The organism is Streptomyces sp. NPDC051172 (assembly GCF_040682555.1).
Lineage (GTDB): Bacteria > Actinomycetota > Actinomycetes > Streptomycetales > Streptomycetaceae > Streptomyces.
In genome coordinates this window covers 1-23,956 of sequence record NZ_JBFBBE010000130.1, presented here as the reverse complement: position 1 = coordinate 23,956, position 23,956 = coordinate 1, and the positions used below count along the sequence as shown (strand labels likewise).

Below are 23,956 nucleotides of genomic sequence, written 5' to 3'. Positions count from 1 at the left end.
TCCGCAAGCGCGTCCTCCTGGCCGGGTGACTGCACGGCGACCGGGGCGGGCCCGTGACCGTCCGTCAGCGCTGCACGGAAAGTGATCCAGAACCCCAATTTTGCGGCTCTCCTGCCGTATGTGTGGGTCATTCTGTGGCGGGTTGGCGGCCGGGGAGGGTGGGGCGGGGGGCCGGCGAGGGTGAGCATGACGAGGGCGATGATGGCGTCGGCGGTGTGGAAGCCGAAGCCGCGTCGGATGATCAGGCGGGTCTTGGTGTTGGTGCTCTCGACCAGTCCGTTGCTCATGCCGGTGGTCAAGGCGGCGCGGATCGCCTGATGGTGGCGGCGGATGCGGCGCTGGAGGTCGACGAAACTGTCGATGCAGCAGCGGCGGGCCCAGCCGATCCAGCGGTCCAGAGCTGACAGGGCAGCGGTAGGTCGGGTCTTGGCCAGGGTGAATACCGCGCGCAGGGCTTCCTTCAGGCGCCAAGCGCGGTGCAGGCGGGGATCGGTGGCGGCGATCCAGGTGAGTTTCGCGGCCTGCCGATCGGTGAGGTCTGCCTCGTTCTTCCACAGCGCGAAGCGGGAGTCTTTCAGCGCCCGGGCGGTGTCGGGATCGGCGGCCTGGCGGCGGGCGCGGTTCCACGAGGCACGGCGTTCGACATCCAGGGCGTCGGTGGCCCAGGCAACCACGTGGAACGGGTCCATCACGCGCACCGCCGACGCGGCCCGGTCGGCCAGGACCTCAGCGATCCAGGCGGCGCCGTGGGCGCTGATGTGAGTGAGTCGGACGGGTGCGCCGCTCCCCGAGGGCGTTGAAGAAGCGGTGCAGGACGTCCTTGCCGTGCCCGTCGGCCATCCACACCACCCTCGCGGTGTCGTGGTCCACGACGACCGTCATGTACTTCTGCCCCTTGCGGTAGCTGATCTCGTCGATGCCGATCCGTCGCAGCCCCGACAGGCGGTCGACCAACCGGTCGCGGTCGGCGACGTACCGCTCGACGATCGCGCCGATGGTCCGCCAGGAGGTGCGCATCAGCTGTGCAGCCGCGCTCTTGGAGCACTCGGCGGCCATCCATGCCGCCTGGGCGTCGAAGGCGTGGGTATGGCCGGCGCCGTGACGGGCCCAGGGCACCGCAGCGACGGTCGTCCCGTGCTCGCGGCAGGCCACCCGTGGCGCGGCGGCCTCCAGGAACACACGCATCACGCCGTGGTCGAGGTCCCGCCACCGGCGCCGCCCCCGCCCCGTGTCGTAGCAGGGCGCCGGGCGTCGGCAGATCCCGCACCGCTGCCGACGGCGGGCATCGGGCCGTACCGACACGACCACACACTGTTCGTTCTCATCGATCCGGACGCCCTCGACCACGGTGTTCTCCGCCGTCAGGGTCCGCTTCCATATCCTGAAGAGGGACACGCCGTTTTCCTGCTTGATCCAACTTGAGCCTAGAGAACTCAAAGGATGGCAGGGGACGGCGTGTTTCCCGTATCAGGGCTGGTCAAGGCACCCACACATACGACAGGAGAGCCGGATAATAGCTGCCTGCCGCACGATCACCGGCTCCCGTGTACACAGGTGTGATGCGTGCTCGGATCTTGGACGGGAGGCCGGGTGAACGCGAAAGGGCGCGACCCGTCATGATCATGTGATTCCACTCGCAAGATCGTGAAGGCCGCGCCCGCATGCCATCCTGCCCGACCCTGCCCACCTCGCGCCAACTCGCCGCTGAACTCGGCCCGGCAGCCGACCAGTTGTCCGCGCCGGAACGCCTGCCGTCGCTGCTGGAGGCCGTCCGCACGGTGCCCGACCCGAGGACGCCGCATCTGGTCACCCACGCCTGGCCGATGCTGCTCGGCCTGGTCGCCTGCGCCATGCTGTGCGGGGTGTGCTCGGTGCGCGGCGTGATCCGCTGGGCGCGTGGCCAGGGCGCCGGCGTCCTGGCGGCCCTCGAAGTCCCCGGCGCAGACCCGGACCGGCTTCCGGTGGCCACCACTCTCACCCGCGCGCTCGCCCATCTGGACGCGGACGCGCTGGATGCGGCCGTCGGCACGTTCATCCAGGCGCACACCGCCGATCCGCTGGCCGGCATCGCCGGCGAGATGCCCGTGCTCTCGCTCGCGGCGGACGGCAAGACGGTCCGCGGCGCCCGCGACAGCGACGGACATCAACTGCACCTGCTGGGCGTCTACCTCACCGATCCGGGCGTGATGCTCGCCCAGCGCGAAATGCGGCACAAGCCGCACGAGACCCTCCACTTCGCCCCGGCCCTGGACCTGGTCACCGACATCTCCGGCATGATCGTAACCGCGGACGCCCTGCACACCGTCGCCGCCCACGCCCGCTACCTGCACCGACGCGGCGCCTTCGGCCTCTTCCCGGTCAAGGAGAACCGGGCCACGCTCTTCGCCCAACTCGACACCCTCGACTGGGACGAGCACACCAACACGGCCATCACGGTGCACCGTACCGAGGAGATGAACAGCGGCCGTCACGAGATCCGCATCGTGCGCGTCCAACCCCTCGCCGATGGCCAGGTCGCCTTCCCGCACGCCACCCAGGCACTGCTGACCGAGCGGTACACCACCGGCCGTGGCGACGGAAAACAGCACGCCGTGGCCGAACTCGGCATCACCACCGCACCCGTTGCCACAGCCGACGCCGCCACCCTGGCCCGCTGCACCCGTGACCAGTGGTCCATCGAGGCCCAGCACTTCGTGCGAGACGTGACCTTCGGCGAGGACGCCTCCCGCGCCCGCACCGGCAGCCTGCCCCGCGCCCTCGCGACCTTCCGCAGCCTCGCGATCAGCCTCGCCCACCTCGCCGGATGGACCAACAACGCCGCCGCCCACGACCAGGCGCTTTGAAGCTCCCCCGGTGAACTGCGCATTCAGACCGAGCCGATCCCCTCCTCTACTCACTGGGCACCTCCAGTAGAGTCACGGAGCGATCGACACAAGCGCCGTTGCAGGAACGGGGATGAAAATGGACGGTTTCAAGACACCACCGCTGGACGACTTTCACAGCTACTCGGGCCTAGCTCACAAGCAGGGCGATCACCTGGGCACCTTGAACCACTACGCGGCGGGCCCGTGCGCCGACAATCAGGGGCTGGAAGGGCTGTTGGCTCTGGTCAGCGGGATCATCCCCGAGGTCGCCGAGTTCTTCGAGGGCAAGACAGTCCAGTGCCAGCGCGGCATGAACCTGGTGGCAGAGAAGTCGGACGCGACTGCGAATGCATACCGCACCACGGACCAGGACACAGCCGCCCACATACGCTCGATCTACCCCGCGCCTCTCGGGGGCATACCCGACCTGGGTGGCCTCCCCGGCTCCTCCCATCTGGGCAACTTCACCGACGAGGACGTCAAGCCCAAGGACCCCGATGACGCCTCGCAGTACGAGGCGAAGAGCATCTCGCACATGGTGTGGACGCTGCACACCAACATGGGCGAGGGCTTCCTGGCTGGCGCGGAGAAGCTGTTCAAGTTCTGCACAGGGCAGAGCTTGATCGAACTGCTCCTCACCCCGCTTACGGGGGACTTCGGCCGGCTTGAGTACCTGCACGTCGCCTACAGTGCGCTCAGCGAGGGCCTGTACACCGTCACTGGCACACTGCGGAAAGGCTCATGGAGGCTTGGCAGCGAGTGGACCGGGGACGCGGCCCGTGGGTTCGACTCGTATCTGTTCTGCTGGACCATGGGCATGGGCGGGATCGGCGACGCCGCCGCAGAGGTCGCGAAGATCTACCACGACGCCTACGAAACCGTGCTTGGACTCGTGCGGCTGGCCCTGCGGCAGATCGGCACTCTCATCAATGACGATATAGAGCAGTTGGCCAAGCTGGCCGCCCAGACAGCCGCAGCCGATGCCACCATCGAGGTTGTCGGCGGCGGCCCCGAGGACCCGCTGGCCGACGCTGCCGCCCTGCTGGTCACTGGCGTGGAGCTCTACCGCATGTACAAGATCGTCAACCGGATCGTCACCGTGGTCAACGCCATCGAGGGCACCTACAAGGCCATCCAGGAAGCGCTGCACAAGATCCCGGACGCGGTCAACGCCGTCATTAAGGCGGTCAACTCGCCCATGCCCAGCATCGGCAGTCTCATCGACGATGTCGAGCAGCGCGGCTTCGAGTTCGAACGCACCGCCGGCTGGAGCCCGACCCTGGGTGCGGCCCGCATAGGCATGCTCCCCGCAGCCTGACCCGATCACATCCGAGGAGACGTCAATGACCCACACCATGGACCCATTTGCCGCGGCGCAGCCACCGCGCGACCCGAAAGAGGCTCAGCTCGCCGCCCGTACCTCGCAGCTGGGGGATGTGATGCTGGATCGCCGATCAGCGCAGCAGATCGAGCTCGCCGACCAGCTCTACCAACAGCTGAAGGCCGGCGCCGACGTGAAGGACCTCAAGGACCTGATCGGTCGGTGGAGCCGCACCTCAGCGGCAGATCTGCGGAGGAGGGGTACCCGATGATCGAGTCGCTCGGTTCCTTCGGGATCACCCTCTCCTACCACCGTGACGAAACGGTGTGGGAGGTCCGGGAGGAGGGCACGAGCGCACCCGCAGCTCGGGTACGCCGTCCCGGTCCGCCTGAGGCGAAGGTTCCGTGTGAGGTCTACGCCGGACGGCGACTGGACGAGTTCGTGGGGCTGGTGACGGCCAGGGACGCCGCCGGCCCGGACCGCGCCCTTGTCGGTCGAGTACACAGCGACGCACACCCGAACCCCTTCAAAGACCAGATCCGGGTGGACCAGTTCGGCCTCGGAATCCTGGAAGGCAAGGCCACCGGCCTCGGTTCCCTGGTCCGCAACTCGGTCGGGCGCTTCAATTTCGACTCCACCATGGGCGATCTCGTCGCCCCGCTCACGCTGCGGTTCTCCGGACCCGAGGGCGTCGCGTTCGAGCTCACGCGCCACGCCGGCGCGCTGACCCGCTTCGACGCGAAAGTGACCGACCCGCGCGTCAACCGGCTGTTGGTTCTCTCGGTGGTCAGGCTCTTCGAGCTGAAGACCGGTGGCCTTGACCCACGCAAGCTGAGAGCACGCATGGGCGGCCTGTTCGGCCGTAGCTGAGCCGACCGCCTGTGCGCGACGGCATCTCGACCATCGGACCAGGCGGAGCACGGCATGAGTTCAGCAGCCGTTGGCCTTTGCCACGACCGGTACGATCTTCTTCAGCAGCTGTGTGAGCGCCTTTTCTGTCTTGGACAGGTCCTTGGGGTAGAACGTCAGGATCTCCACGGAGAAGCTCTTGTGGGGCCCCTCAACATCTCCTTCGGAGGAGTAACCGGCACACGCCTCCACCGCCACAGCACCACGGGAGTACACGGCGGCGTCGCCGGAGGCGTCGACTGTGACCTTCTTGTCCCCGTCGCCGTACATGGTGGCCCTGCTCTCCGCGATCTGGCGGGCAGTTTGTACGTCCTCGTGGAAGAAGTTGCGCACGAAGAGCGTCTTGTGGTTGTCGACCGCATATTCGCACCCAGAGGCGTACTTGCCTTTGTCGAGACCGTCCCCTGTCTTCGTCAGCTTGCTGCCGGGCGGGAAGAGGGGCTCGATGGCCTTCTTCCCGACGTGTGCTCCACACAAGGTGTCGGGCAAGGCGTATTCGACTTCGGGTTTCTTCCCACCAGAGCAGGCCGTAAGCAGAAGTGCGGCGAGTGAAAGCACTGCGCAGCCTATACGGCGGCTGGGGCAATGATCAGCCATGGAATTGGTCCCCCCATTCGGCACCGGTGGCGTGGCTCTGGTCGACCTCTGCGCCCACGGCGTTCTGCAATTTCTCGCTCCCTCCGGAACGGGCAATGTCGGCGCGCACCGCCTCACGCACCGCCGACTGACCGTTGGTGTAGTCGCGCCCCGCCTCGCTTTGGGCCTCGTTGGTGGTGTCCTGGTGCAGACTGTTAGCCACGCTTTCCTGGACGTCTTCGACCACCCAGCCGACGGCCTCGCCGCCCACGGGGATTTTCCCGATTGCGAGTCCGAGACCACGGCCAACCCACTTGTTAGCGGTGTCGACGTTTTCGTTGTAGTCGGCGTCGTCGTGCGCGTGGGTATCGTGTACGGCGTGAGCGCGGGCCGCGCTCATGATGCCTGCGACCTCGGCTCCGGGGTGAGCGGCGGTAGAGAGGCGCTGGGCAAGGGAGACTTCGCTGTCGTCCGGGCCCTTGATCTCCGCGTCGATAAGGGCAGAGGTATAGGCCTGCTGAGAACCGGTAAGTGCTGCGTAGGCATCAGGGTCCTGGCTGACCTGGTAGAGGAACTCCTTGGTCGCCTCGGCATCCAGATCAGCGCTCGCGCCTTGGACGGGCAGGCTTTCCTGGCCGGTGATTGAGCGCTGAATGTCGCCCATGTACTCGGCGCCGATGTTGCCAAGACTGTCGCTTGCCGCTGCGTAGCGGGCGGTCCCGTCGTCGCTGTTGAGCAGCTCTCCGGCGTCAGGGCCGCTGAATTTGTTGATCACCTGGGCGGCCAGATCAGCCTGATCCTGCGTGTGGGCAAGCGTGCCGGTGGAAGGGTCGGCGCCGGCGGGGCGGCCAGTCGTGGCCGCTTCGAGGGCGTGGCCCAGCGAGTCAGGGAAGTCGTTCATGGACTTCTGCACGGCGTCGGGGTCGTGGCCGGTGATGTCAGGGAAGGATTCGTAGTCCTTGTTGACGAGGTAGTCCAGGTAGTTGCTGGCTCCATGGATCTCGGAGAGCTCGCCCTTATGGGTGCCGTCCTCGGTGTATGCCTCCATCGGCGGTGTGAAGTAGTCAGTGGCGGCCTGCGGGCTGTGGCCCAGGGCTTCTAGGACGCTGTTCATGGGGTCGTAGCCGGCGCCGTCCTTGCCGGAAGGGTTGAAGCCGTAGTTGGGTTCGCCGATGTCGCCCTTGGTATCGGCGAAGAAGTACGGGTTCTTGTCGTGGAGTTGGGTGACGTGCTCGGCGATCGGGGTGAGGAAGGACGCGTCGTAGTTGCCGTAGCGGAGGATGCCGCCGAGGACCTGGTAGCCGTAGGGGCCCTCGTTCATGCTGTCGTCGTACAACTGGATGTGCTGGGTGCCGAGTTTGCGCAGGTCGGCAGTCCACTGCTCGGACAGATGGGGTTTGTGGTCCGGGTCGGTGGCGGTGGCGAGGGTGTTGCCCATGTTGCGCTGCATCTGCTGGAGCAGCGCCTTGCGTTCGGCGTCGGCGTCGGCGGTCTGCAGGGCGAGCTGGCCGTAGAGCTGGAGGGTGCTTTTCTGGCCGAGTTGCTTATAGAAGGCGGTGGCGAAGACCGGGTCGTTCTGGTTGGCCTTCATCAGGTGGTTGAGCTCGGTGAGCTCTGTGTCGGTGAGCTTGTCGCCCTTCTTCATCAGTTCGGCCGCGTGCGTGGCATCTGCCTCATCGAGGGAGGTGACGACCTTGGAGTTGAAGTCGGTCTTGTTTCCGCCGAGGTCGCGGCGCAGAGCCCAGCAGGCGGTGTCGTCGGCGTCGGCGGCACGTTGGAGGACGCGTTCGATACGGCGGGCGAAGGCGTCGCAGGCCTCGTGTTGTTTGCGGATGATGTCCTGAGCGTCGGGGTCGTGGTGGCGCATCGGGTCCTGGGACATGTCGTTACGCGGGGTGACGACGCCGGTGGCGCTCACCTGAAGGTCCTGTTTCTTGGCCTCGACGTTGGCGAGGTCGTGGAGGTCGTCCTTCGCCTTTTCCAGCTCCGTGTGCAGTGTCGTGAGGACGCCGGCGATGCCCTGCGCTTCCTTGTGGGCGTCCGCGAACTCCTGCTCGGCGGCACGTACGTCGTTGGCCGCCTTGGCCGCCGTCAGTACCGGCTGGGTCCAGCCGGCCTGCCGGAAGGGGCGGACGACTTGATCGCCGTATGCGGTGTGGAGTCCCTTGAACTTGGTGACGGTCTCTTCCCAACGCTCAGCGGCTGCTTTGAGGTTGCTGAGGTTGAGGTGGTACAGCTGCTCGTACGTCGGCATGAGCTCGGCGAGTCTCCGTGGAGTCGAGTGTCTTGGCAGGTTGGCGCTGTGGCGGCAGGCGGTGCCTGGTTCAGCCGAAGTCACTCGCCAGGGAATTCATGATCTGCGTGTTCGCGGTTTCGGTGCGCTGATACAGCAGTCCCGTGTCGCCGCACTGACTGGAGAGGCAGGGCTCCGTCGTTCTCGCGGTTGGCGCCAGAGCCGGGGGTATGGACCTGATGCCCCAAGTTGGTGGTGGTGGGCGGTTCGTGGCGGGTGGCCGATACGCGTGCAGGCACGGCTTCCGGTGATCATGGAATGTCGAGTTCGCTGATCACCACAACGGAAGACCGTGCCTGCTGAGCCATCATCACCCATCCCTGTCGGGCTGGGCCAACTCGCGGGCTGCGATCCAGCCTGCCCCGACGAACTGCCCGACCTGCTGGCCCGGCTGTCTCGCCTGCCCGACCCGCGCCGCCTCCGGGGCCGTCGGCACCCGCTGCCGTATGTCCTGGCGGTCGCCGCCTGCGCGGTCCTGGCCGGAGCGAAGTCCCTCACCGCGATCGCCGAGTGGGCTGCCGATGCCTCTGACCGGCTGCTGTTCTGCTGCGGGGCCGCGCTGCGTGATCCGGACCGGCCTTGCCGGGCGCCCAGCGAAGCCACCGTGCGCCGGGTACTGCAGCGCATCGACGGCGACGCGTTCGACGCGGCGATCGGCGGCTGGCTCACCGGTCGTGCCGCTGCCTCCCAAGCCGCCGACCAGGACAGACACCCGCCGGACCGTCCAGCGCGGGCAGCGGTTGCGGTGGACGGCAAGTCCCTGCGCGGCGCCCTGCGCGCCGACGGCCGCTGCGTCCACCTGATCTCCGCTCTGCGCGACGACGGCATCGTGCTCGCCCAGCGCGAGGTCAACGCCAAGAGCAACGAGATCACCGCGTTCCGGCCACTGCTGGACCCGCTGGACCTGACCGGCGTGGTGGTGACGTTCGACGCGCTGCTGACCCAGACCGACCACGCGAAGTTCCTCATCGAGGAGAAAGACGCGCACTACATCGCCGTGCTCAAGGGCAACCACCCGACTCTGCACACGCTGGTGAAGGATCTTCCCTGGAAGGAGGTGCCGCTGATGGACCGCACCCGCACCGCCGCGCACGGCCGCGACGAGATCCGCCGCCTGAAGGCCGTCACCGTGCCGCATCTGCCGTTCCCGCACGCCGGCCAGGCGCTGCAGATCGTGCGCCGGCGGCGCACAGTACGCACCGGGAAGGTGTCGATCGAGCGCGTCTATGCGATCACGAGTCTGACGGTGCACCAGGCGAACGCTGCTGACCTGGCGGAACGCGTTCGCGGGCATTGGGCGATTGAGAATCGTGAGCACCATGTCAGGGATGTGACGTTCGGGGAGGATGCCTCGCGGGTGCGGACTGGCAGTGCGCCGCGGGCGATGGCCTCCCTGCGGAACCTGGCCATCGGCGCGCTCCGCCTGGCGGGGCGGGACAACATCGCCGAGGGCCTGCGCCATCACGGGCGGGACATGGCCCGGCCGCTGGCGACTCTCGGCCTCACGTGATCATTCCCGACCGATCGCGAGAACGACGGAGTCCTGACTGGAGAGGTTGTCGCACTTGGCCACAAGTGCGGAGACCTGATCCGACCAGGTCTCCGCCAGGCCGGAGAGCGCCCCGCCCAGTCCGCCGTCCCAGTTGCCGGCGCCGAAGTCCCGGGACGCCGAACGTGTCTCGTCCACCGGATGAGCACCACCGGTTCGCGTCTGGCCCGCGAGCTCGTGCGCGCCGGAGCCCGCACGATTCAGTGCTCCTGGATCCTCGATTCCCGTCCCGGCTGACACGCCATGTCCCCCATGTCTATTACGTTCCGCAGACAGCGGAAGACGCCCATGTTCGACGTGATCACGTCGGTAAAAAGTGAGTATAGCGCTCCCCATGGCTACTCGGGGATGCCGATTTTTCTGGCGGTACGCCTTTAGCTTCCCGAGGACACGTCACGTTCTTCAGCCCGCCCCGGTATTCGGCCGATGGTTCGCATCAGACCCAAAGGGCTGCGGCGATGCACCTGCCTGAGGGAAGGAAGGCGGAGGAGAGGGCGGGTCCGGTAGATACGGCGTCTGGAACTGGAACTTCGGTGGCCCCACCCGCTGCATCGTGACGTACGCACCAGGTTCCCGGCTCGTAGGCCACGCGGAAACTCGATAGCCGTATTGCTCTGCCCACCAAGCCGTCTCGGCTTGCGAAATCCCGACACCCCAGAACCGGGCTCGAATCTCCGGACTTCCATCAAAAGACTCGAAGAACTCGGCTTTCCGTCGCGCATGTACGGACTTGGAGCCGAAGAATTGCCCAAAAAACCAAATCGGGATCCCAATAGCACTTCCGAGCCCGATGAGGATCAACAGAATCAGCACCACATTGGACATCGTCGCAGATCACGCCCCAGATGCCGCTGAAGCTCGATTTCTCGCAGGTGCCTGGATTTGAATCAGCAGACCTTTTCCCTACTGACCCTGGTACGGGGGCTGTTGACCGTGGGGATTGGGGTGTTGAGGAGGCTGTGCAGGAGGTACGGCGTACCCGTAGCCCTGGTTGGGGGCGGGGGCTGGATACGGCTGTTGGGCGGGAAGTGTCGACTGATGGGGCGGGTAGCCCATGTACTGCGGGTAAGCGCCGCCGGGAATACCGCTGTTCATTGAGTTACGGCGATTGCGGGTTACAGCGAAAACGGTGACGGCGGCAACCACGGCCAGGAGGCCGATGACTCCGACGAGGAGGACGATGGCGCCCATTGAGTAGGTTCCATTCTTGCTCTCGGGACGGTTCACTGCACCGCCGTGACGCACGCCTGAGAGGGCATCGATGACCAAAGGTCTCCGGCGCCCCTGGACGCTGAGCTAACCCCTACTGGCCCTGGTGCGGGGGCTGTTGGGCGTAGGGGTTGGGGTGCTGCGGGGACTGGCCCGGAGGCGTGGGGTACCCCTGGTTGGGAGGTGTATTGGGGTACTGCTGGTAGCCCCTCGGGGGCTGGGGCGGGTAGCCCGTGCCGTGCGGGGGCATTCCACCGCCGGGGCCGGAACCGGGGCCGCCGCCGCCGCGGTTTCGGCGGCTGCGGACTACTGCGAAGACGATGGCGCCGATGACCACCACGGCGGCTGCGATGCCGGCGATGAGGAGGACGCCTCCGGAGGAGGAGTCCTTCTTTTCCTTGGCCTGGCTCGGGTTGTCGTTGCCCGCAGAGGCATTGCCGGACTCCGTGGACGTGGACGGCGACGCCTTGGCCAGGGGACCCTCCTTGGAGCCCTTCGGGATGTTCATCGTCAACGCCGAGCCCGGGCGGGCGATGCCGTAGCCGAGTTCCTTGTCAGGGGCCGTCTTGCCCTTGTTGTTCAGGAAGGACGCCGACTTGACCAGGCGGTTGATGATCTGGCCTGCGGTTAGGTCGGGGTACTTGGAGCGGAGGAGGGCGACGATGGCTGAGACATAAGCCGCGGACCCGGAAGTCCCGTCTGCTTTCACATAACCGCTGGCAACTGTGGGGTCAGCCTGGGGGGTTTGAACGCCGGGCGCTGCGACGGTCACATTCCCCGTGTTTGACAGGTCCCAAAAGTTGAGGCCTTGGTCTACAGCAGAAACAGCGACCACGCCTGGAAGCGCAGCCGGGTAACTTACGGTTCCTCCATCGTTGCCCGTGCCCGCTACAACCACAACATCATGTTGTTGTGCATACGCAATGGCCTTGGCATTCTTCGATCCAGGATAGGAACTTTCATCACCAAACGACAGATTGATGACCGAGGCTCCCTGATCCACGGCATAGCGGACTCCAGCACCCCAATCTGTGGTGTACTTATCACCCCTCCTTGCACTGACACGCACTGGAAGAATCTTCGCCTTCGGTGCAAGGCCTTTTACGCCAGCCGAACCGTTCGCTCCGTGTCCATGGCCAGCGATAAGGCTGGCCATACCCGTGCCATGCCCATTGTCATCTTGATGAGGATTACCTTGGCCGGTGAAGTCCTTACCAGGCAAGACCTGTCCGGTCAGGTCTGGAAGACTGGCATCCACGCCCGAGTCGACTACAGCGACCGTAACCCCCGCGCCTTGAGAGGTCTTCCAGACCTTTTCGGCGCCATAAACCGTAAGGGGCCACTGGGCGTCTCGGACTTGGTCTGCTGTCGCAATTGGTGCCGAGGTGAGGAGCAAGGCTCCCGTCAAAGCCACGACGCCTGTCGTGGACCAGACTCGCTTGAAACCCAATTCCTTGCTCCTCACTCAGCTAAGACTGGGGGCGCCAGCCTTTATATATGGGCAGGCGACGACTTTTCGTCCCGCCCTCTTACATGCTTACTCGATGGTCCGTGGTACGTTCCGGCTGCGGTCATCTTCCGAGATCCAGGTCTCTTCGTCCTCGACCAAGTAGTCGGGGCGGTCGCCCTGGCTATTCTCTTTCTTGGATCGGCGGTCCTTGCCGCTCGCCCCGGCAGCTCCTGCCTGCGTTCCGCCCCGGCTGCCGTGCAAGCCTGCACCGCCGCCAGCGCCCTTGCCGACCCCCTTGGCCGCGCCGACCACACCGCCACGGGCCCTGGCGAGGGCTCCACGACCGCCGGCGCTGGTCCCGCCTCGACCAGCCGCGCCGGCTCCGCCGCCACCCATGCCGCCCATGCCGGCGCGGCCTCCGGTACCGCGGCCCGCTGCCGCGCCCTCTCCGGCCAGACCACCGCGACCGCCCATGGCGCCGATACCGCCGCGTCCAGCCGCGCCAGCCGCGAGACCACCTGCCTCGCCGGGAGCCAGGATGCCTGAGGTCTGAGCTCCACCAGTACCGAAGCTACCGAGGCCGCCACCGGGGCCGCCAACGCCCGTACTGGGGCCAGGACCAGTCAGGCCAGGGGAGATGCTGTCCACATTTGTCTTTGCCGTCGGAACCGTTGGAAGCTGCGAGCCTCCTGTGATGCCCGGATCACGAGGCACGGTAGGCGTCGGCTTAATGCTCGTCGTCGGCCCGGCGCTCCACGGCTTGGTGGTGCTGCTTCCGCTGCCTGGACGCGAGCTGCTAGCAGACGGCATGGAGATAGGGGTGGGCATTGGGGTTGTGGGGTTCGGAGGCGGGAAGGGGTCCTTCTGGTGGTCAATCCCGCCAGGGGGCAGCGTCGCGTAAGCCTTGTAATTGACCCCCAACTGCTCCATAATCGCCACCCCCTTCAGCTGCGCTTCCTTGCCTGCCGACAAGGAGTCCGCGTTCGCCTGGCGAGCGGCGTCCGTGCTCACACCCTTGTTGATGTCTGCCAGGAGCTGCGCATCACTGCGGTTGTCGTCCGTGAGCTTGTCCCAGGCCCGGTCCCAGCCAGAAGGCTCCTTGACGTCCCGCATCTTGGTGATGGAGTTACGCAGGTCGTTCTGGACGGCGTGCATGGTTTCGCCATAGTGATTGGCCCACGCAGCTCCGTTCCTGATGTTCCCCATGATCTCGTTGGCCTTCTTGCGGAACGCCTCCGCAGCCTCGCCCTCCCAGTGTTCGAGGACGTTTTCCACATGGCTCTGCATCATGCCCGCGACGCTGTCCTTCGCGGAGACCGAGTCCACACCACCGGTCTTACCGTCACCGTCACCACCGGACAGGATGTTGTGGACCGACTTCCAGTGCTGGCTGACCTCGTAGATCCGGTCGGGATCGGAATCAAGGATCATGGAACGCAGCTCCGGAATGCCCATCTTCATGAAGTGCGTGTCGAGCTTGCTGCGATCCGGCCCTCCCATGCCACCGTCGGGGAGCGATTCCAGCTTTTCGTCGTGCTTGTCCTTGATCCGCTTCTTTTCTGCCTCTTGCTGGGCCTTGATTTGCTCAGGGCTTACTTGGTACTCGCCGCCATACATTTTCGAACATCCCCTCCGTCAGAGACCCGTTGCTGAACCGCTTAGTAGGCCGATCCACCCTTGGGAGCCGCGCTCACACCTTGTGCGTTGGCGTGTTCCTGGTCGCTGTACTTGTCCCTGACCTTCGAGGTGCTCGTGCCGAAGTCGTCGATCAGCCCGTGCAATCCCTTGATAATGCTCTCGATCCGGGCCTTCTGCTTCTCATGGGCGCTGTGAAGCTCGTTGGACTCCAGGAACTTCATGCTGCCGAAAGCCGTGCTCGGAATATCCGTCTCGTACTTGGCCTTGGTGTTGGCCTTGTCCATGTCTGAGAGAAGGCCGTTGAGCTTGCGGATGACCTCATCCAGCGCGCTCAGATCAACCCGCATTCCGTTACTCATACCCCGTTGTCCTCTCCCCTGTTCTTCAAGTTGTCAGCACCACTCAGTGCCCAGGTCATCGCCCAGTCCGTCCAACCCGTCGACTACGCCAGTCCCGCACAGCCACCCCGCTCCCCGCAACCACCAGCACCAACGCGAGCGCCGTCCCCAGCACGTAGATGGCTGTCCGGCGCTCCCGCTCCGCCTTGCTCTCCCCCATGGTCACAGCCATGGGAACAACCCCGCCAGACCCGGTCTTCACCACCGGATCAGGAGTTGGAGAGAAATTTGGCGTCGAGTCGTCCGACAGCGCGGCCACCGGGTCGATCACACCCCACCCGATGTAGCGGTTGGGGCCGCGGCCCGGTCGCTGGGCCGTCTCCTCGATCCGCGTGGCGATCTGGGCCGCTTTCCAGGTCGGGTGCTTCTGCTTCAGCAGAGCTGCGACGCCCGCGACGTACGGCGCCGCGAAACTCGTGCCGTCAGCCGTGCACTGGCCGCCCTTCGGGACCGTCGAGACCATGTCGACGCCTGGTGCCGCCACGTCCACGAAGTCGCCGGACTGGGAGAAGTAGGCGCGTTCGTCGTTGCGGTCGGACGCAGCCACCGCCAGCACGCCCGGCCACGATGCCGGAAACGTGTTTTGGGACTTGCCGTCGGCGCCGTCGTTGCCGGCAGCTGCCACGATCAGGGCGTCCTTCGCGACTGCCGCCTCCACGCTGTCCTTCAACCCCTGCAACTTCTGGGTGTCTTTCTTGTCCACCGTGTCCGAGGAGATGTTGATGATCTTCGCGCCCGCTGCGACCGCGTCATGGATCGCCTGGGCCATGGTCCGCGAGTCGCCCTGCTTGTTCTCTCCGCCCGTGTAGCGGAAGGAGAGGATTTTGGCGTCGGGGGCGATGCCCTCGAACCCGGTGCCCTTGATCGGGCGGGCAGCGATGATGCCCGCCACGCGGGTGCCGTGGCCCTCGATGTCCTTGTTCGGGCCGCCGTCGACGTAGGTCTTGCCGGGGCCGGCCATCGCCCCGCTCAGCTGCGGATTGGAGCTGTCCACCCCCGTATCGATCACCGCGACCGTCACGCCCTTGCCCGTCGACTGGCCCCACAGCTGGTCCAGGAGGATCCGCTGGAGCGACCAGGGCTTGGACTTGATGACGTCGCCACCGAAGACGCATTCCGTGCTCGCTGCCAGGCCGAACTTCGCGCCGCCGGAGGCGGGGCTGTGGGATGCGAAGGCCGGCGGTGCCAGCGCGATGCAGATCCCGGTTGCCGCAAGCACGCCGAAAACCCGCTGCGGTGCGCGGGTTCCACTGTTGCGGTCGTTGCGGCTACGCGAACGGGCTCTGCGGCCCTCCACGTTCAGGCCCCTCATGTTCAGGCCCCCAGGGCTTCCTGACGTACCGATGCCGGACGTCTCGATGACGAGTGTGACGATGGACGAATGTGACGATGGATGCGTGTGAAGATTTGCGGAATTTGCCGTGTGCGGCCCCGAAGCAGAGGACGGCCCAGCTGACGCCGTGGCGTCGGCTGGGCCGATTCTCTTCATCTCATGCGCCTCGGGTCACCGGTGGGCTCAGCCCCAGGTTGCCGCGTTGCTCTTCTCGGTGGACTGGTAGTTGTCCGCCGCGCTCTGCAGCGCCGTGGAGATCTTCAGAAGGGTCTGGTGCAGGTCCGCAGCGGTCTTGTCCCACTCGGTCTGCTTGCGCTGGTAGCCCTCCTGCGCCTCACCTTCCCAGGTGGCGGCGACGCGCTTGACCGCGGCCTCGAGGTCGTCGAGCTGCTGCTTGATGCGCCCGGCGGTCGTACGCACGTCACTGGAGGCGTTGGTGATGGTTGCGTAATTGACGAGGATCGACATCGTCGTTCCCTTTCAGGAAGAGTCGTAAGGAAGTCGTTCGGATCGGTCAGGATCAGTGACAGTGGATCGGTCGGAGCCGGGGTACGGCTCAGCCGAAGTCCGACATGATCTTGCTGATCTCGGAGTTCTGCTGCTCTTCCGACGCGGAGTAGTTGCTCCGCGTGGAGTCCACGGCTTCCTTGATGTCGTTGAGGATGTCGCTCATCTTCTTCGCGTCCTGGTTCCAGCGCTCCTGCAGCTGGTGGTAGGACGTGGCCGCCTGGCCCTTCCAGCCGCCGGCGATCTGCTCGATCACTCCGTTGAGGCGGCGGATCTCGCCCTGCAGCTGGCCGTTGGCGGTGCTGATGTCACCGGAGAGCTTGGTGAGTTCGTCCTCTGTTACCCGGAACTGGCCGGCCATGTTGAACCTTCCCCCATGTTGTTGTTGATCCGGGAGACCTGCGTTGGTGCCCGGAGAAGCTTCGCACCGTTGAGCGCTGCAAACACTCTATCGTCAGCCTGTCGCACATCCACAGGCAAGACCAATCAGTTACACGGCTCACACACTTGAGCGATCATCTCGTGATCAACAGGCAGTTGTGCGCTCAACTACACCTGCCCGTCGCCCCGTTGGCGGGTCGCCGACTACAACCGCCGACCCGCCGAGACGAGTTCTACGGTCACTGGCTCTGTTCCTGCGACGCGGCGCCCGTGTCCAGCGTCGGGCCCTTTGGGATGAATTCCGCCCAAGTCTGCGGCACGAGCGTGAGGTTGGTGATGTCTCCGTACCCCAGTCGCGTGCGCGCCTTGTCCGTCTCGCTCGCGCTCTGCGACCCGTCGGAGGCCGAGGAGGACGAGACCGCGGTGCTTCCCTTCGCCGTGCTGTCGTTGTTCGACGGCAGCGAGTACCGCAGGCCCGTGTCCGTCAGCAGGTACTGCGCACCGCCGCCACCCGCCCCGCCGGTGAGCTCCTTGAAAAGGAGACCCGAGCCGGACGAGACGTAGGCGCTCAGCGAGTCGGAGACGACCTTCTTGGGGAAGTTCGTCCCGGCCCAGGCCGCCAGCTGCGGCTTCTTGTCCGCGCCGAAGGTGCCGTTGTAGACGCTGCACGAAGTGGTGCGGGCCTGGCCGGTCGCCGAGGTCGCGGGGTTGGCCTGCCGCGGCACCTGCTCGGGCCAGCCCTTGTCTTCGTAGAACTTGTCCGCCCCGCCGTTGTTGGCCGTGATGATGGCCTGGCGGTCGACCGTGATGGCCTCGTTCCCGCCGCTCCCGGACGCTGACTGGGCGGAGGGCGATGCCTCGAGCAGGGCCGCGACGAGGGGTGAGACGGCGGCGACCTTGTTCTTGAGGACGACGTAGTTCTGCCAGCCCTGCGCGTCCTGCGCCTTGAGCACCTGGCCCACGGTGCGGGCCTGGGCGGGGAGCCCTTGGACCGCGGTCGGCTGGTTGGCCTGCGGGACCGTCGGGAAGGTGATGTTCTCGCCGGGGTTGAGGGTCTTCAGCCACTCCTGGCTCACCGGCTGTGGCGTCGTCCTGCTGCTGCTGCCGATGACGGCGGAGCGCAGGCTCTCCATGTTGGCATTGCCGAGACCCACGCCCCCCAGCAGGAACCGGTTCCCCTTGCCGTCGATCAGGTACTCGAGCCCGCTCTTGCCGTCCTTGACGTACAGGGCCTCACTGGAGTCGACCTTGCCGGAGTCGTCCAGCGTCTTGGCGTCGCCCGCGTCCAGGACGAAGACCGCGCGGTCGATGGAGTTGTCCGAGCCGCCGCCCGACGCCGGCCGCTCGCACACCGCCCACGTCTTCGCCTTCTGCGCGTCGCTCGCGGAGGGCAGCCGGTCGGGGGCGTACGGGATGCCGATCGTCGCGCCGTGCGCGATGCCGCTCTTGTCGATCTCGCTGCCGGAGACCTCGAGGACGCTGCCCTTGCCCTTGTCGAGGAGGAGCTTGGCGGAGGCGTAGTTGAGGACCGGGTGCAGGACCTTCCCGCCCTTTGCCGCCTTGTCGGGGAGGACGACGTAGCGCGTCGTGGAGTCGCTGTCGACGATGATGTACTCGCCGGCCGTGTCCCAGCCCGCCGGTGCCGTCGGCTTGATCACGCCGTAGGCGATGAAGCCGATCACCAGGACCACGCCGAGCGCCAGGCTGGGCGTCACCGTGCGCATGGGCCGCGGTGCGCCCTCCTCCGAGCCGCCCGGCGACGGTGCCAGGAACGCCGCGACGGTGCGCTTGCGAGCGAAGTTGTAGGCGGCGAGCTCGTCCTGACGCTTGGCCATGGTCCCCGTTTCTCCCGTTTTGTACTGCCCGTTTGCACTGCTCGATCGTGTGGCGAGGCTGCGCCCGAATCACCCGAATCACCCAAATTTTTCGAATTGTTCGCGCTCAGACGGCACTTCGGTCGCGCAGGCACCTACTATGCCCTGCGCCGCGGGACGACAGCCCACCAGGTCTGCGGCCGCCCCCGCATCTTCACAGAGCTTCACCACAGAGCTTCACCATGCGGGGCCGGTCCGTGAAAGGCTGGCCACCTGGGGTTTCGGTGTCCCGTGTGTCGCCTGGCGATGCGCAGCGGGTACCGTGAGCCGCCCACATGGATGCTGTGGGCCCAGTGAATGGACGTTGCGGGCCCCAGTGAGCGGCCACATATTTCGCGAAAGGGATGTCCCGGGGGATGACCAGCGCTACGAGCACTCGGCGCGGACGCCGCGCACAGCAGCAACAGGGAGTTCCGGGCGGCCGGCGTCGTACGTCAGCCACTCCGGCCGCAGCCGCCCCCAACGCCGCGTCGCCGCGCACGCTGCCCCGCCCCGGCGGTCTGGGTCCCGTGCGGCTGCAGCAGCTGATCCTGGTGGAGCTCGCCGCGGCGGTCATGCTGGCCGCCTGGGCCGCCGACACCTCCTGGCTGCTGGCACCTGCCGGTGCCGTGGCGGTGCTGCTGCTTCTGCTGGCGGTTCTGCGCCGGGGTCGCCGTCCACTGCCCGAGTGGTACGAGACGACACGCGCGATGCGGCAGCGCCGCCGCGACGCCAAGCTGCCCGTACCGCCGGGGACCGATGCGATGCTCGCGCCGGTCGTGGAGTGCGACCCGGCCCTGCGGACGTACGGCTTCGTCTCCCGTGACAACCGCTCGATCGGCATGATCGGCGACGGGACGTTCCTGACCGCCGTCCTCTTCGTGCAGCCGGCGGACGAGCCTCTGCGCCCCGCGGCGGCCCACCGGCAGCTTCCGCTGCGACTGGTCCAGGACGCCCTGGAGGTCGACGGGATCCGGCTCGCCTCCGCGCAGGTCGTGCAGCACACCCAGCCGGCGCCTGCACCGCATCTGCCCGCGCAGTCCCTTGCAGCGCGGTCGTACGGCCCGCTGCAGGCGCAGTCCGGTTCGCCCGCGCTCCGGCTCACCTGGGTCGCCCTCAAGCTCGACCCGGAGCTGTGCCCGGAGGCGGTGCAGGCGCGCGGAGACGGTGTTCCCGGGGCGCAGAAGGCGCTGCTGCGGGTGGCGGACCAGCTGTCCAGCAGGCTGGCCGGGGCCGGATTCAAGGCGACCATCCTGGACGAGAACGAGCTGGTGCAGGCGCTCGCGACCTCCAGTTGCCTGAACCCGCGCGCCAACGCTCAGCACGGCCAGGAAGGGCGGGCGGCCCAGCGCCGTACCGTCGAGGCGGTCAAGTCCTGGCGGGTCGACGACCGGTACCACACGACGTACTGGGTCTCCCGCTGGCCGCAGCTGGGCAACGGCGGTGTGGCGCTGCCCCAGCTGGTCACGCAGCTCACCTCGCTGCCGGTGCTCGCCACGACGTTCAGCATGACCCTGAGCAAGGCCGGCAACCGCGGTGTCTCACTCAGCGGGCACATCCGGGTCACGGCCCGCGGGGACAGTGAACTCGGCCAGGTGGGACGGGAGTTGGAACGGGCCGCCAGTGCCGCAAAGGCCGGTCTGGTCCGTCTCGACCGGGAGCAGGTCCCCGGAGCTCTCGCCACTCTGCCGCTCGGAGGTACCTACTGATGTCCTACCCCCCGCAGACCATGCCTCCGGGACAGCAGGGCCACACCCCTGGCCGTACGACTCCGGCGCACGTGGCCTCGCCCACCGACACCGGCATGATCCCGATCATCCGGCAGCCGGAGACCCCGCAGCAGCAACGGCGCATCGTCAGCCCGGGGTTCGGGCTGCGCGGGCCGCGCCGCAACCGCCATGTCGTCACCGCCGACGAGCTCGCGGCGATCAGCATGCCGATCGGTGACGACGGCGTACTCATCGGCACCGACCCGGACGGGCAGCCGGCCGTGCTGGGCCTGTCCCGGCCGACCGCCTTCGACGTCGTCCTCGTGGGTGGCCTGTGGCTGGCCCAGGTGCTGGCGTTGCGCGCCGCCGCGACGGGTGCACGCGTGGGCGTCGAGACCGGACGTCCGCAGGTCTGGCAGCAGTTGGCCCAGGCGGCGGGCGGCGGCCAGCAGTGCGTGACCGTCTATCCGGTGGGCCGGGTGCCCGCGCAGGGGCCGTCCGTGTCGAGTCCGGTGGTGCTGATCCGGGACTGCGGTGTGCGCCCGCCGCGCGGGCGGGTGACCTCCGTGCCGTGGCAGGCCGTGGTGACGGTCCTGCCGTACGTCAGCGAACATGCGCCGCGCTGGCTGGCGCAGGCGCAGCTGGTCGGGATCCAGCGCATCTCGCCGCACGAGATCGAGGTCGTACGCGACACCCTGGGCGTCCCGAACGAGCATCTGCAGCATCTGCCGGCGCTGCACGAGGGTGCCGCCCTGTGGTGCACCCGCAAGCACCACAAGTTCGTGATGACCGAACCCACCGATGCGGAGACGGGCCTGCTCGGCGTGGCCCGACGGATGGACTGACGCGTCGTCGTCACCGGGAGCCTCACCGGGGAAAGGGTGCGAACGGTGCGAACCGGCCGCACCCGTGAGGCTGTTGAGTTCGCACCCATGGGGGCTTTTCCGTCCCGCCATGTGAGTGATTAGGCTTCTGGTGGTGCGGTGACGATCGCAGTCGCGTGGGACTCGCCACTCGGTCCGCACGGCCGCGACGACGACCAAGCTCAGCAGCAGTGGCTGACCAGGAGGCAAGCAGTGAACAGGGATCGGTCCGAGTACAACGGCGGCAGCCCTTCCTCGGACGGGGACGATCACGAGGTGGATCTCACCGGCGAGTTCGAGATCGTCTACGAGCCGCCCGCCTGGTATGCCCAAAGCACGCAGGGTGGCTCCCCGTCCGGCGGCCAGCAGGACGGCGGGCGGCAATCGCCACCGCCGCCTAGCGGGCCGCCCATCGGAGCACCCACGGGGCCCCCGGGCGTCACACCGCAGCGTCCCGCGCCACCCGCCCCCGCCCCGGCACAGCCGCCCGCCCAGGCCGCACCGCAACAGCCCGTACAACCTGCCCAGCCCTCGCAGCCCGCTCCGGCTCAGGGCACGGGTGGCTACGGATTCCCGCCGCAGCAGTCCGCGCCGGGCACCGCCCCCGCGGCGACGCCCGGTGGGTACGGCTACCCCCAGCAGACGGGCGCCGGTGCACCGCCCCAGACCGGCCAGGACACGTCGGGCGGCTTCGGAGCACCGCAGCAGCAGACGCCCACCGCGCCGCCCGCCGCGCCCCAGCAGCCTGCGCCCACCGCGCCGCCCGCGGCGCCCCAGCAGCCGGCACCTGCCGCGCCGTCGGCCGCCGCGCCCGGTTTCCCCGTGCTGCACCCCGTCGACGAGGACGCGCAGAGCGGCCCGGCCCAGACCGCCACCCCGGCGGCGGCCGCCCCCGAGCAGCCGGAGGCCGAACTGAACCATGCGGCCGCCGACGCGGAGGCGGCCCGCCTGTTCGGCGGCGACGACGAGGTCGAGTCGGAGGAGACGCACGGCGACGAGCCGGAGCAGGGTGACCCCACCGCGTCCACGTCCGGTGCCGACGAGTCGGCGCCCGAGGCGGACTCCCCCGCCCCGACGAGGGCGGAAGCAGAGCCGGAGGCCGAGGCAGCGCCCGCCGCTCCCCCGACCCCGCCCGTTGCTCAGCCGCAGCCTCAGCCGCAGCAGGCGCAGCCGCAGCCCGCCGCGCAGGCCCCGACCCCGCCCCAGGCCGCGCCGGGACTTCCCCCGCTGCCGCAGGGCTTCGCACCCGCACACCCCGGCCAGGCAGTGCCACAGCCGGACCCGCAGGCCGCGGCCGGTTACGGCTACCCGCAGGCGCCCGGCCAGCCCCCTGCCCAGCCGCAGCCGGGACAGCCGGCCCACCAGACGCCGCCGCAGGGCACGTTCGGCCCGGCACAGCCACAGCCCGGATACCCGGCGCAGGGCGGATACCCGTCGCAGGGCGGACAGCCCGCACCGGCCGACCCGCGCCAGGCCCAGCCGGGGCAGCCCCAGCCGCAGGCCCCCGGATACGGCTACCCGCAGCAGCAGCCCCAGGCCGCCCCGCCGCAGCAGCCCGCCCCGCCGCTGGCCCAGCCGGGCCAGCCGGGCCAGCCGGGCCAGCCGGGCCAGCCGCAGCCTGCCGGTTACGGCTACCCCCCCCAGCCCGAGCAGGCCGGTTACGGCTACCCGCCCCAGCAGCCGGGCTACGGCTACCCGCAGCCCGCCCAGGGCGCCCCGCAGCAGCCCGCACCGCAGCAGCAGCCTCCGGCCCAGCCCCCGCAGCAGGCGCCGCAGCCGCAGCCGCCCCAGCAGCAGCAGCCCGGTGCGTACGGCAACCAGGGCTGGACCGCCCCGCCCGGCCCCCAGGCCGGACCCGGTGCGCCCCAGCAGCAGCAAGCCGCGCCGGGAACCCCGCTCGGCTACAACGCCGCCGTGGAGCTCTCCTCCGACCGGCTGCTGCGCAACCAGCCGAAGGCCCGCAAGAACAACCAGGCCCCGTCCCGCTTCAAGCTCGGCGCCAAGAAGGAGGCGGCGGAGCGGGAGCGGAAGCTGGGTCTGATCCGTACGCCGGTGATGTCCTGCTACCGGATCGCGGTGATCAGCCTCAAGGGCGGCGTCGGCAAGACCACGACGACCATGTCGCTCGGCGCCACGCTCGCCACCGAGCGCCAGGACAAGATCCTGGCGATCGACGCCAACCCGGACGCCGGCACGCTCGGCCGACGCGTCCGGCGCGAGACGGGCGCCACCATCCGTGACCTGGTCCAGGCGATCCCGCAGCTGCACAGCTACATGGACATCCGCCGCTTCACCTCGCAGGCGCCCTCAGGCCTCGAGATCATCGCCAACGACGTGGACCCGGCGGTCTCCACCACCTTCAACGACCAGGACTACCGCAGCGCGCTCGACGTGCTGGGCCGGCAGTACCCGATCATCCTCACCGACTCGGGTACCGGTCTGCTCTACAGCGCGATGCGCGGGGTCCTCGACCTGGCCGACCAGTTGATCATCATCTCCACCCCCTCGGTGGACGGTGCGAGCAGCGCCTCGACCACGCTCGACTGGCTGTCGGCGAACGGCTTCGCCGATCTCGTCCAGCGGTCGGTCACCGTGATCTCCGGTGTCCGCGAGACGGGCAAGATGATCAAGGTGGAGGACATCGTCGCGCACTTCGAGACCCGCTGCCGCGCTGTCGTCGTGATCCCCTTCGACGAGCACCTCGCGGCAGGCGCCGAGGTGGACCTCGAGATGATGCGTCCCAAGACCCGCGAGGCCTACTTCGATCTCGCGGCCCTCATCGCCGAGGACTTCGCCCGTACGCAGCAGGGCTTCGGCAACCCGAACATGCAGTACCCGCAGCAGCCCCAGCAGGGGTACGCGCCCCCGCAGCAGGAGCCCCAGCAGCCCTACGGCCAGCCCGGTGGCGCCCCGCAGCCGGGGCAGGGCTGGGGGCAGCCCCCGCAGCAGCCGGGACCGGGCCAGGGCTGGCAGCAGCAGCCGCCCCAGGACCCGCAGCAGGGCCAGCCGCCGCAGCAGGGTGTCGTACCGCCCGGCTGGACACAGCAGCAGTAGCAGTACGGCAACAACGAAGGGCGGCCGGTGCTCCCAGGCACCGGCCCCC

At 67.8% G+C, this 23,956-nt stretch carries 18 protein-coding genes and 1 pseudogene; 8 read left to right on the top strand and 11 right to left on the bottom strand.

Annotation, left to right across the window (positions count from 1 at the left end):
• Positions 1–170 precede the first annotated feature (170 nt).
• A pseudogene (locus AB0N07_RS42815) lies at positions 171–1,395 on the bottom strand (ISL3 family transposase); the annotation flags it as partial.
• A 266-nt stretch (positions 1,396–1,661) separates the two neighbouring features.
• Here AB0N07_RS42815 and AB0N07_RS42810 point away from each other — a divergent pair.
• The 4 genes from AB0N07_RS42810 (at position 1,662) to AB0N07_RS42795 (ending at position 5,055) form a co-directional block, all read left to right on the top strand.
• Entirely contained in the window at positions 1,662–2,843 is a 1,182-nt protein-coding gene (locus AB0N07_RS42810) for an ISAs1 family transposase (RefSeq protein ID WP_365844921.1), read from the top strand.
• 118 nt (positions 2,844–2,961) lie between these two features.
• Complete coding sequence (locus tag AB0N07_RS42805; protein ID WP_365844919.1) at positions 2,962–4,182, top strand: hypothetical protein; 1,221 nt, start codon at positions 2,962–2,964, stop codon at positions 4,180–4,182.
• 25 nt (positions 4,183–4,207) lie between these two features.
• Positions 4,208–4,456, top strand: coding sequence for a hypothetical protein (locus tag AB0N07_RS42800; protein WP_365844917.1), 249 nt, complete (start codon positions 4,208–4,210; stop codon positions 4,454–4,456).
• Entirely contained in the window at positions 4,453–5,055 is a 603-nt protein-coding gene (locus AB0N07_RS42795) for a hypothetical protein (RefSeq protein ID WP_365844915.1), read from the top strand. The genes AB0N07_RS42800 and AB0N07_RS42795 overlap by 4 nt, the downstream gene beginning before the upstream one ends.
• A 60-nt stretch (positions 5,056–5,115) precedes the next feature.
• Here the strand turns inward: AB0N07_RS42795 and AB0N07_RS42790 are convergent, their stop codons facing one another.
• A complete protein-coding gene (locus AB0N07_RS42790; protein WP_365844913.1) occupies positions 5,116–5,652 on the bottom strand; it encodes a hypothetical protein in 537 nt (178 codons plus the stop codon).
• A gap of 31 nt (positions 5,653–5,683) precedes the next feature.
• Positions 5,684–7,924, bottom strand: coding sequence for a DUF6571 family protein (locus tag AB0N07_RS42785; protein ID WP_365844911.1), 2,241 nt, complete (start codon positions 7,922–7,924; stop codon positions 5,684–5,686).
• Positions 7,925–8,255: 331 nt separating this feature from the next.
• Here AB0N07_RS42785 and AB0N07_RS42780 point away from each other — a divergent pair, with 331 nt between their 5' ends.
• Positions 8,256–9,473: an ISAs1 family transposase gene (locus tag AB0N07_RS42780; RefSeq protein ID WP_365844909.1), complete on the top strand. Its 1,218-nt coding sequence runs from the start codon at positions 8,256–8,258 to the stop codon at positions 9,471–9,473.
• On the opposite strand, the gene AB0N07_RS42775 is transcribed toward AB0N07_RS42780, so the two are convergent.
• The 8 genes from AB0N07_RS42775 to eccB all read right to left on the bottom strand — a co-directional run bounded on the left by AB0N07_RS42775 (position 9,474) and on the right by eccB (position 18,263).
• Complete coding sequence (locus AB0N07_RS42775; protein ID WP_365844907.1) at positions 9,474–9,650, bottom strand: hypothetical protein; 177 nt, start codon at positions 9,648–9,650, stop codon at positions 9,474–9,476.
• Positions 9,651–10,815: 1,165 nt separating this feature from the next.
• Positions 10,816–12,135 carry a S8 family serine peptidase gene (locus tag AB0N07_RS42770; RefSeq protein WP_365844922.1) on the bottom strand — a complete coding sequence of 440 codons (1,320 nt, stop codon included), beginning with the start codon at positions 12,133–12,135 and terminating at the stop codon, positions 10,816–10,818.
• Positions 12,136–12,258: 123 nt separating this feature from the next.
• Positions 12,259–13,788, bottom strand: coding sequence for a hypothetical protein (locus AB0N07_RS42765; protein ID WP_365844905.1), 1,530 nt, complete (start codon positions 13,786–13,788; stop codon positions 12,259–12,261).
• A 41-nt stretch (positions 13,789–13,829) separates the two neighbouring features.
• Positions 13,830–14,168: a hypothetical protein gene (locus AB0N07_RS42760; protein WP_232655908.1), complete on the bottom strand. Its 339-nt coding sequence runs from the start codon at positions 14,166–14,168 to the stop codon at positions 13,830–13,832.
• Between the two features lie 55 nt (positions 14,169–14,223).
• The gene (mycP, locus tag AB0N07_RS42755; RefSeq protein ID WP_365844902.1) at positions 14,224–15,426 is read right to left on the bottom strand and encodes a type VII secretion-associated serine protease mycosin; all 1,203 of its coding nucleotides are present in this window, start codon (positions 15,424–15,426) and stop codon (positions 14,224–14,226) included.
• Between the two features lie 297 nt (positions 15,427–15,723).
• On the bottom strand, positions 15,724–16,008 hold the full coding sequence (locus AB0N07_RS42750; RefSeq protein ID WP_365844900.1) for a WXG100 family type VII secretion target: 285 nt from the start codon (positions 16,006–16,008) through the stop codon (positions 15,724–15,726).
• An 88-nt stretch (positions 16,009–16,096) separates the two neighbouring features.
• Positions 16,097–16,408 (bottom strand): WXG100 family type VII secretion target, encoded by a 312-nt coding sequence (locus AB0N07_RS42745; protein WP_030944974.1) that lies wholly within the window; start codon positions 16,406–16,408, stop codon positions 16,097–16,099.
• 259 nt (positions 16,409–16,667) lie between these two features.
• Positions 16,668–18,263: a type VII secretion protein EccB gene (gene eccB, locus AB0N07_RS42740; RefSeq protein ID WP_365844898.1), complete on the bottom strand. Its 1,596-nt coding sequence runs from the start codon at positions 18,261–18,263 to the stop codon at positions 16,668–16,670.
• 395 nt (positions 18,264–18,658) lie between these two features.
• Between eccB and eccE the strand changes: the two genes are divergently transcribed.
• From eccE to AB0N07_RS42725, 3 genes are all read left to right on the top strand, one after another.
• A complete protein-coding gene (gene eccE, locus AB0N07_RS42735) occupies positions 18,659–19,990 on the top strand; it encodes a type VII secretion protein EccE (protein WP_365844896.1) in 1,332 nt (443 codons plus the stop codon).
• Positions 19,990–20,835 carry a hypothetical protein gene (locus AB0N07_RS42730; protein ID WP_365844894.1) on the top strand — a complete coding sequence of 282 codons (846 nt, stop codon included), beginning with the start codon at positions 19,990–19,992 and terminating at the stop codon, positions 20,833–20,835. Before eccE ends, AB0N07_RS42730 begins: the two co-directional genes overlap by 1 nt.
• 231 nt (positions 20,836–21,066) lie before the next feature.
• On the top strand, positions 21,067–23,907 hold the full coding sequence (locus tag AB0N07_RS42725) for an SCO5717 family growth-regulating ATPase (RefSeq protein ID WP_365844892.1): 2,841 nt from the start codon (positions 21,067–21,069) through the stop codon (positions 23,905–23,907).
• Positions 23,908–23,956: the final 49 nt, after the last annotated feature.

Excerpts from the sequence above, each read along its gene's own strand:
- AB0N07_RS42810 (WP_365844921.1), top strand. The coding sequence starts at position 1,662 with ATGCCATCCTGCCCGACCCTGCCCACCTCGCGCCAACTCGCCGCTGAA.
- AB0N07_RS42730 (WP_365844894.1), top strand. The coding sequence starts at position 19,990 with ATGTCCTACCCCCCGCAGACCATGCCTCCGGGACAGCAGGGCCACACC.
- AB0N07_RS42760 (WP_232655908.1), bottom strand. The coding sequence starts at position 14,168 with ATGAGTAACGGAATGCGGGTTGATCTGAGCGCGCTGGATGAGGTCATC.
- AB0N07_RS42805 (WP_365844919.1), top strand. The coding sequence starts at position 2,962 with ATGGACGGTTTCAAGACACCACCGCTGGACGACTTTCACAGCTACTCG.
- AB0N07_RS42750 (WP_365844900.1), bottom strand. The coding sequence starts at position 16,008 with ATGTCGATCCTCGTCAATTACGCAACCATCACCAACGCCTCCAGTGAC.
- eccB (WP_365844898.1), bottom strand. The coding sequence starts at position 18,263 with ATGGCCAAGCGTCAGGACGAGCTCGCCGCCTACAACTTCGCTCGCAAG.
- eccE (WP_365844896.1), top strand. The coding sequence starts at position 18,659 with ATGACCAGCGCTACGAGCACTCGGCGCGGACGCCGCGCACAGCAGCAA.
- AB0N07_RS42795 (WP_365844915.1), top strand. The coding sequence starts at position 4,453 with ATGATCGAGTCGCTCGGTTCCTTCGGGATCACCCTCTCCTACCACCGT.
- AB0N07_RS42745 (WP_030944974.1), bottom strand. The coding sequence starts at position 16,408 with ATGGCCGGCCAGTTCCGGGTAACAGAGGACGAACTCACCAAGCTCTCC.
- AB0N07_RS42765 (WP_365844905.1), bottom strand. The coding sequence starts at position 13,788 with ATGTATGGCGGCGAGTACCAAGTAAGCCCTGAGCAAATCAAGGCCCAG.
- AB0N07_RS42800 (WP_365844917.1), top strand. The coding sequence starts at position 4,208 with ATGACCCACACCATGGACCCATTTGCCGCGGCGCAGCCACCGCGCGAC.
- AB0N07_RS42785 (WP_365844911.1), bottom strand. The coding sequence starts at position 7,924 with ATGCCGACGTACGAGCAGCTGTACCACCTCAACCTCAGCAACCTCAAA.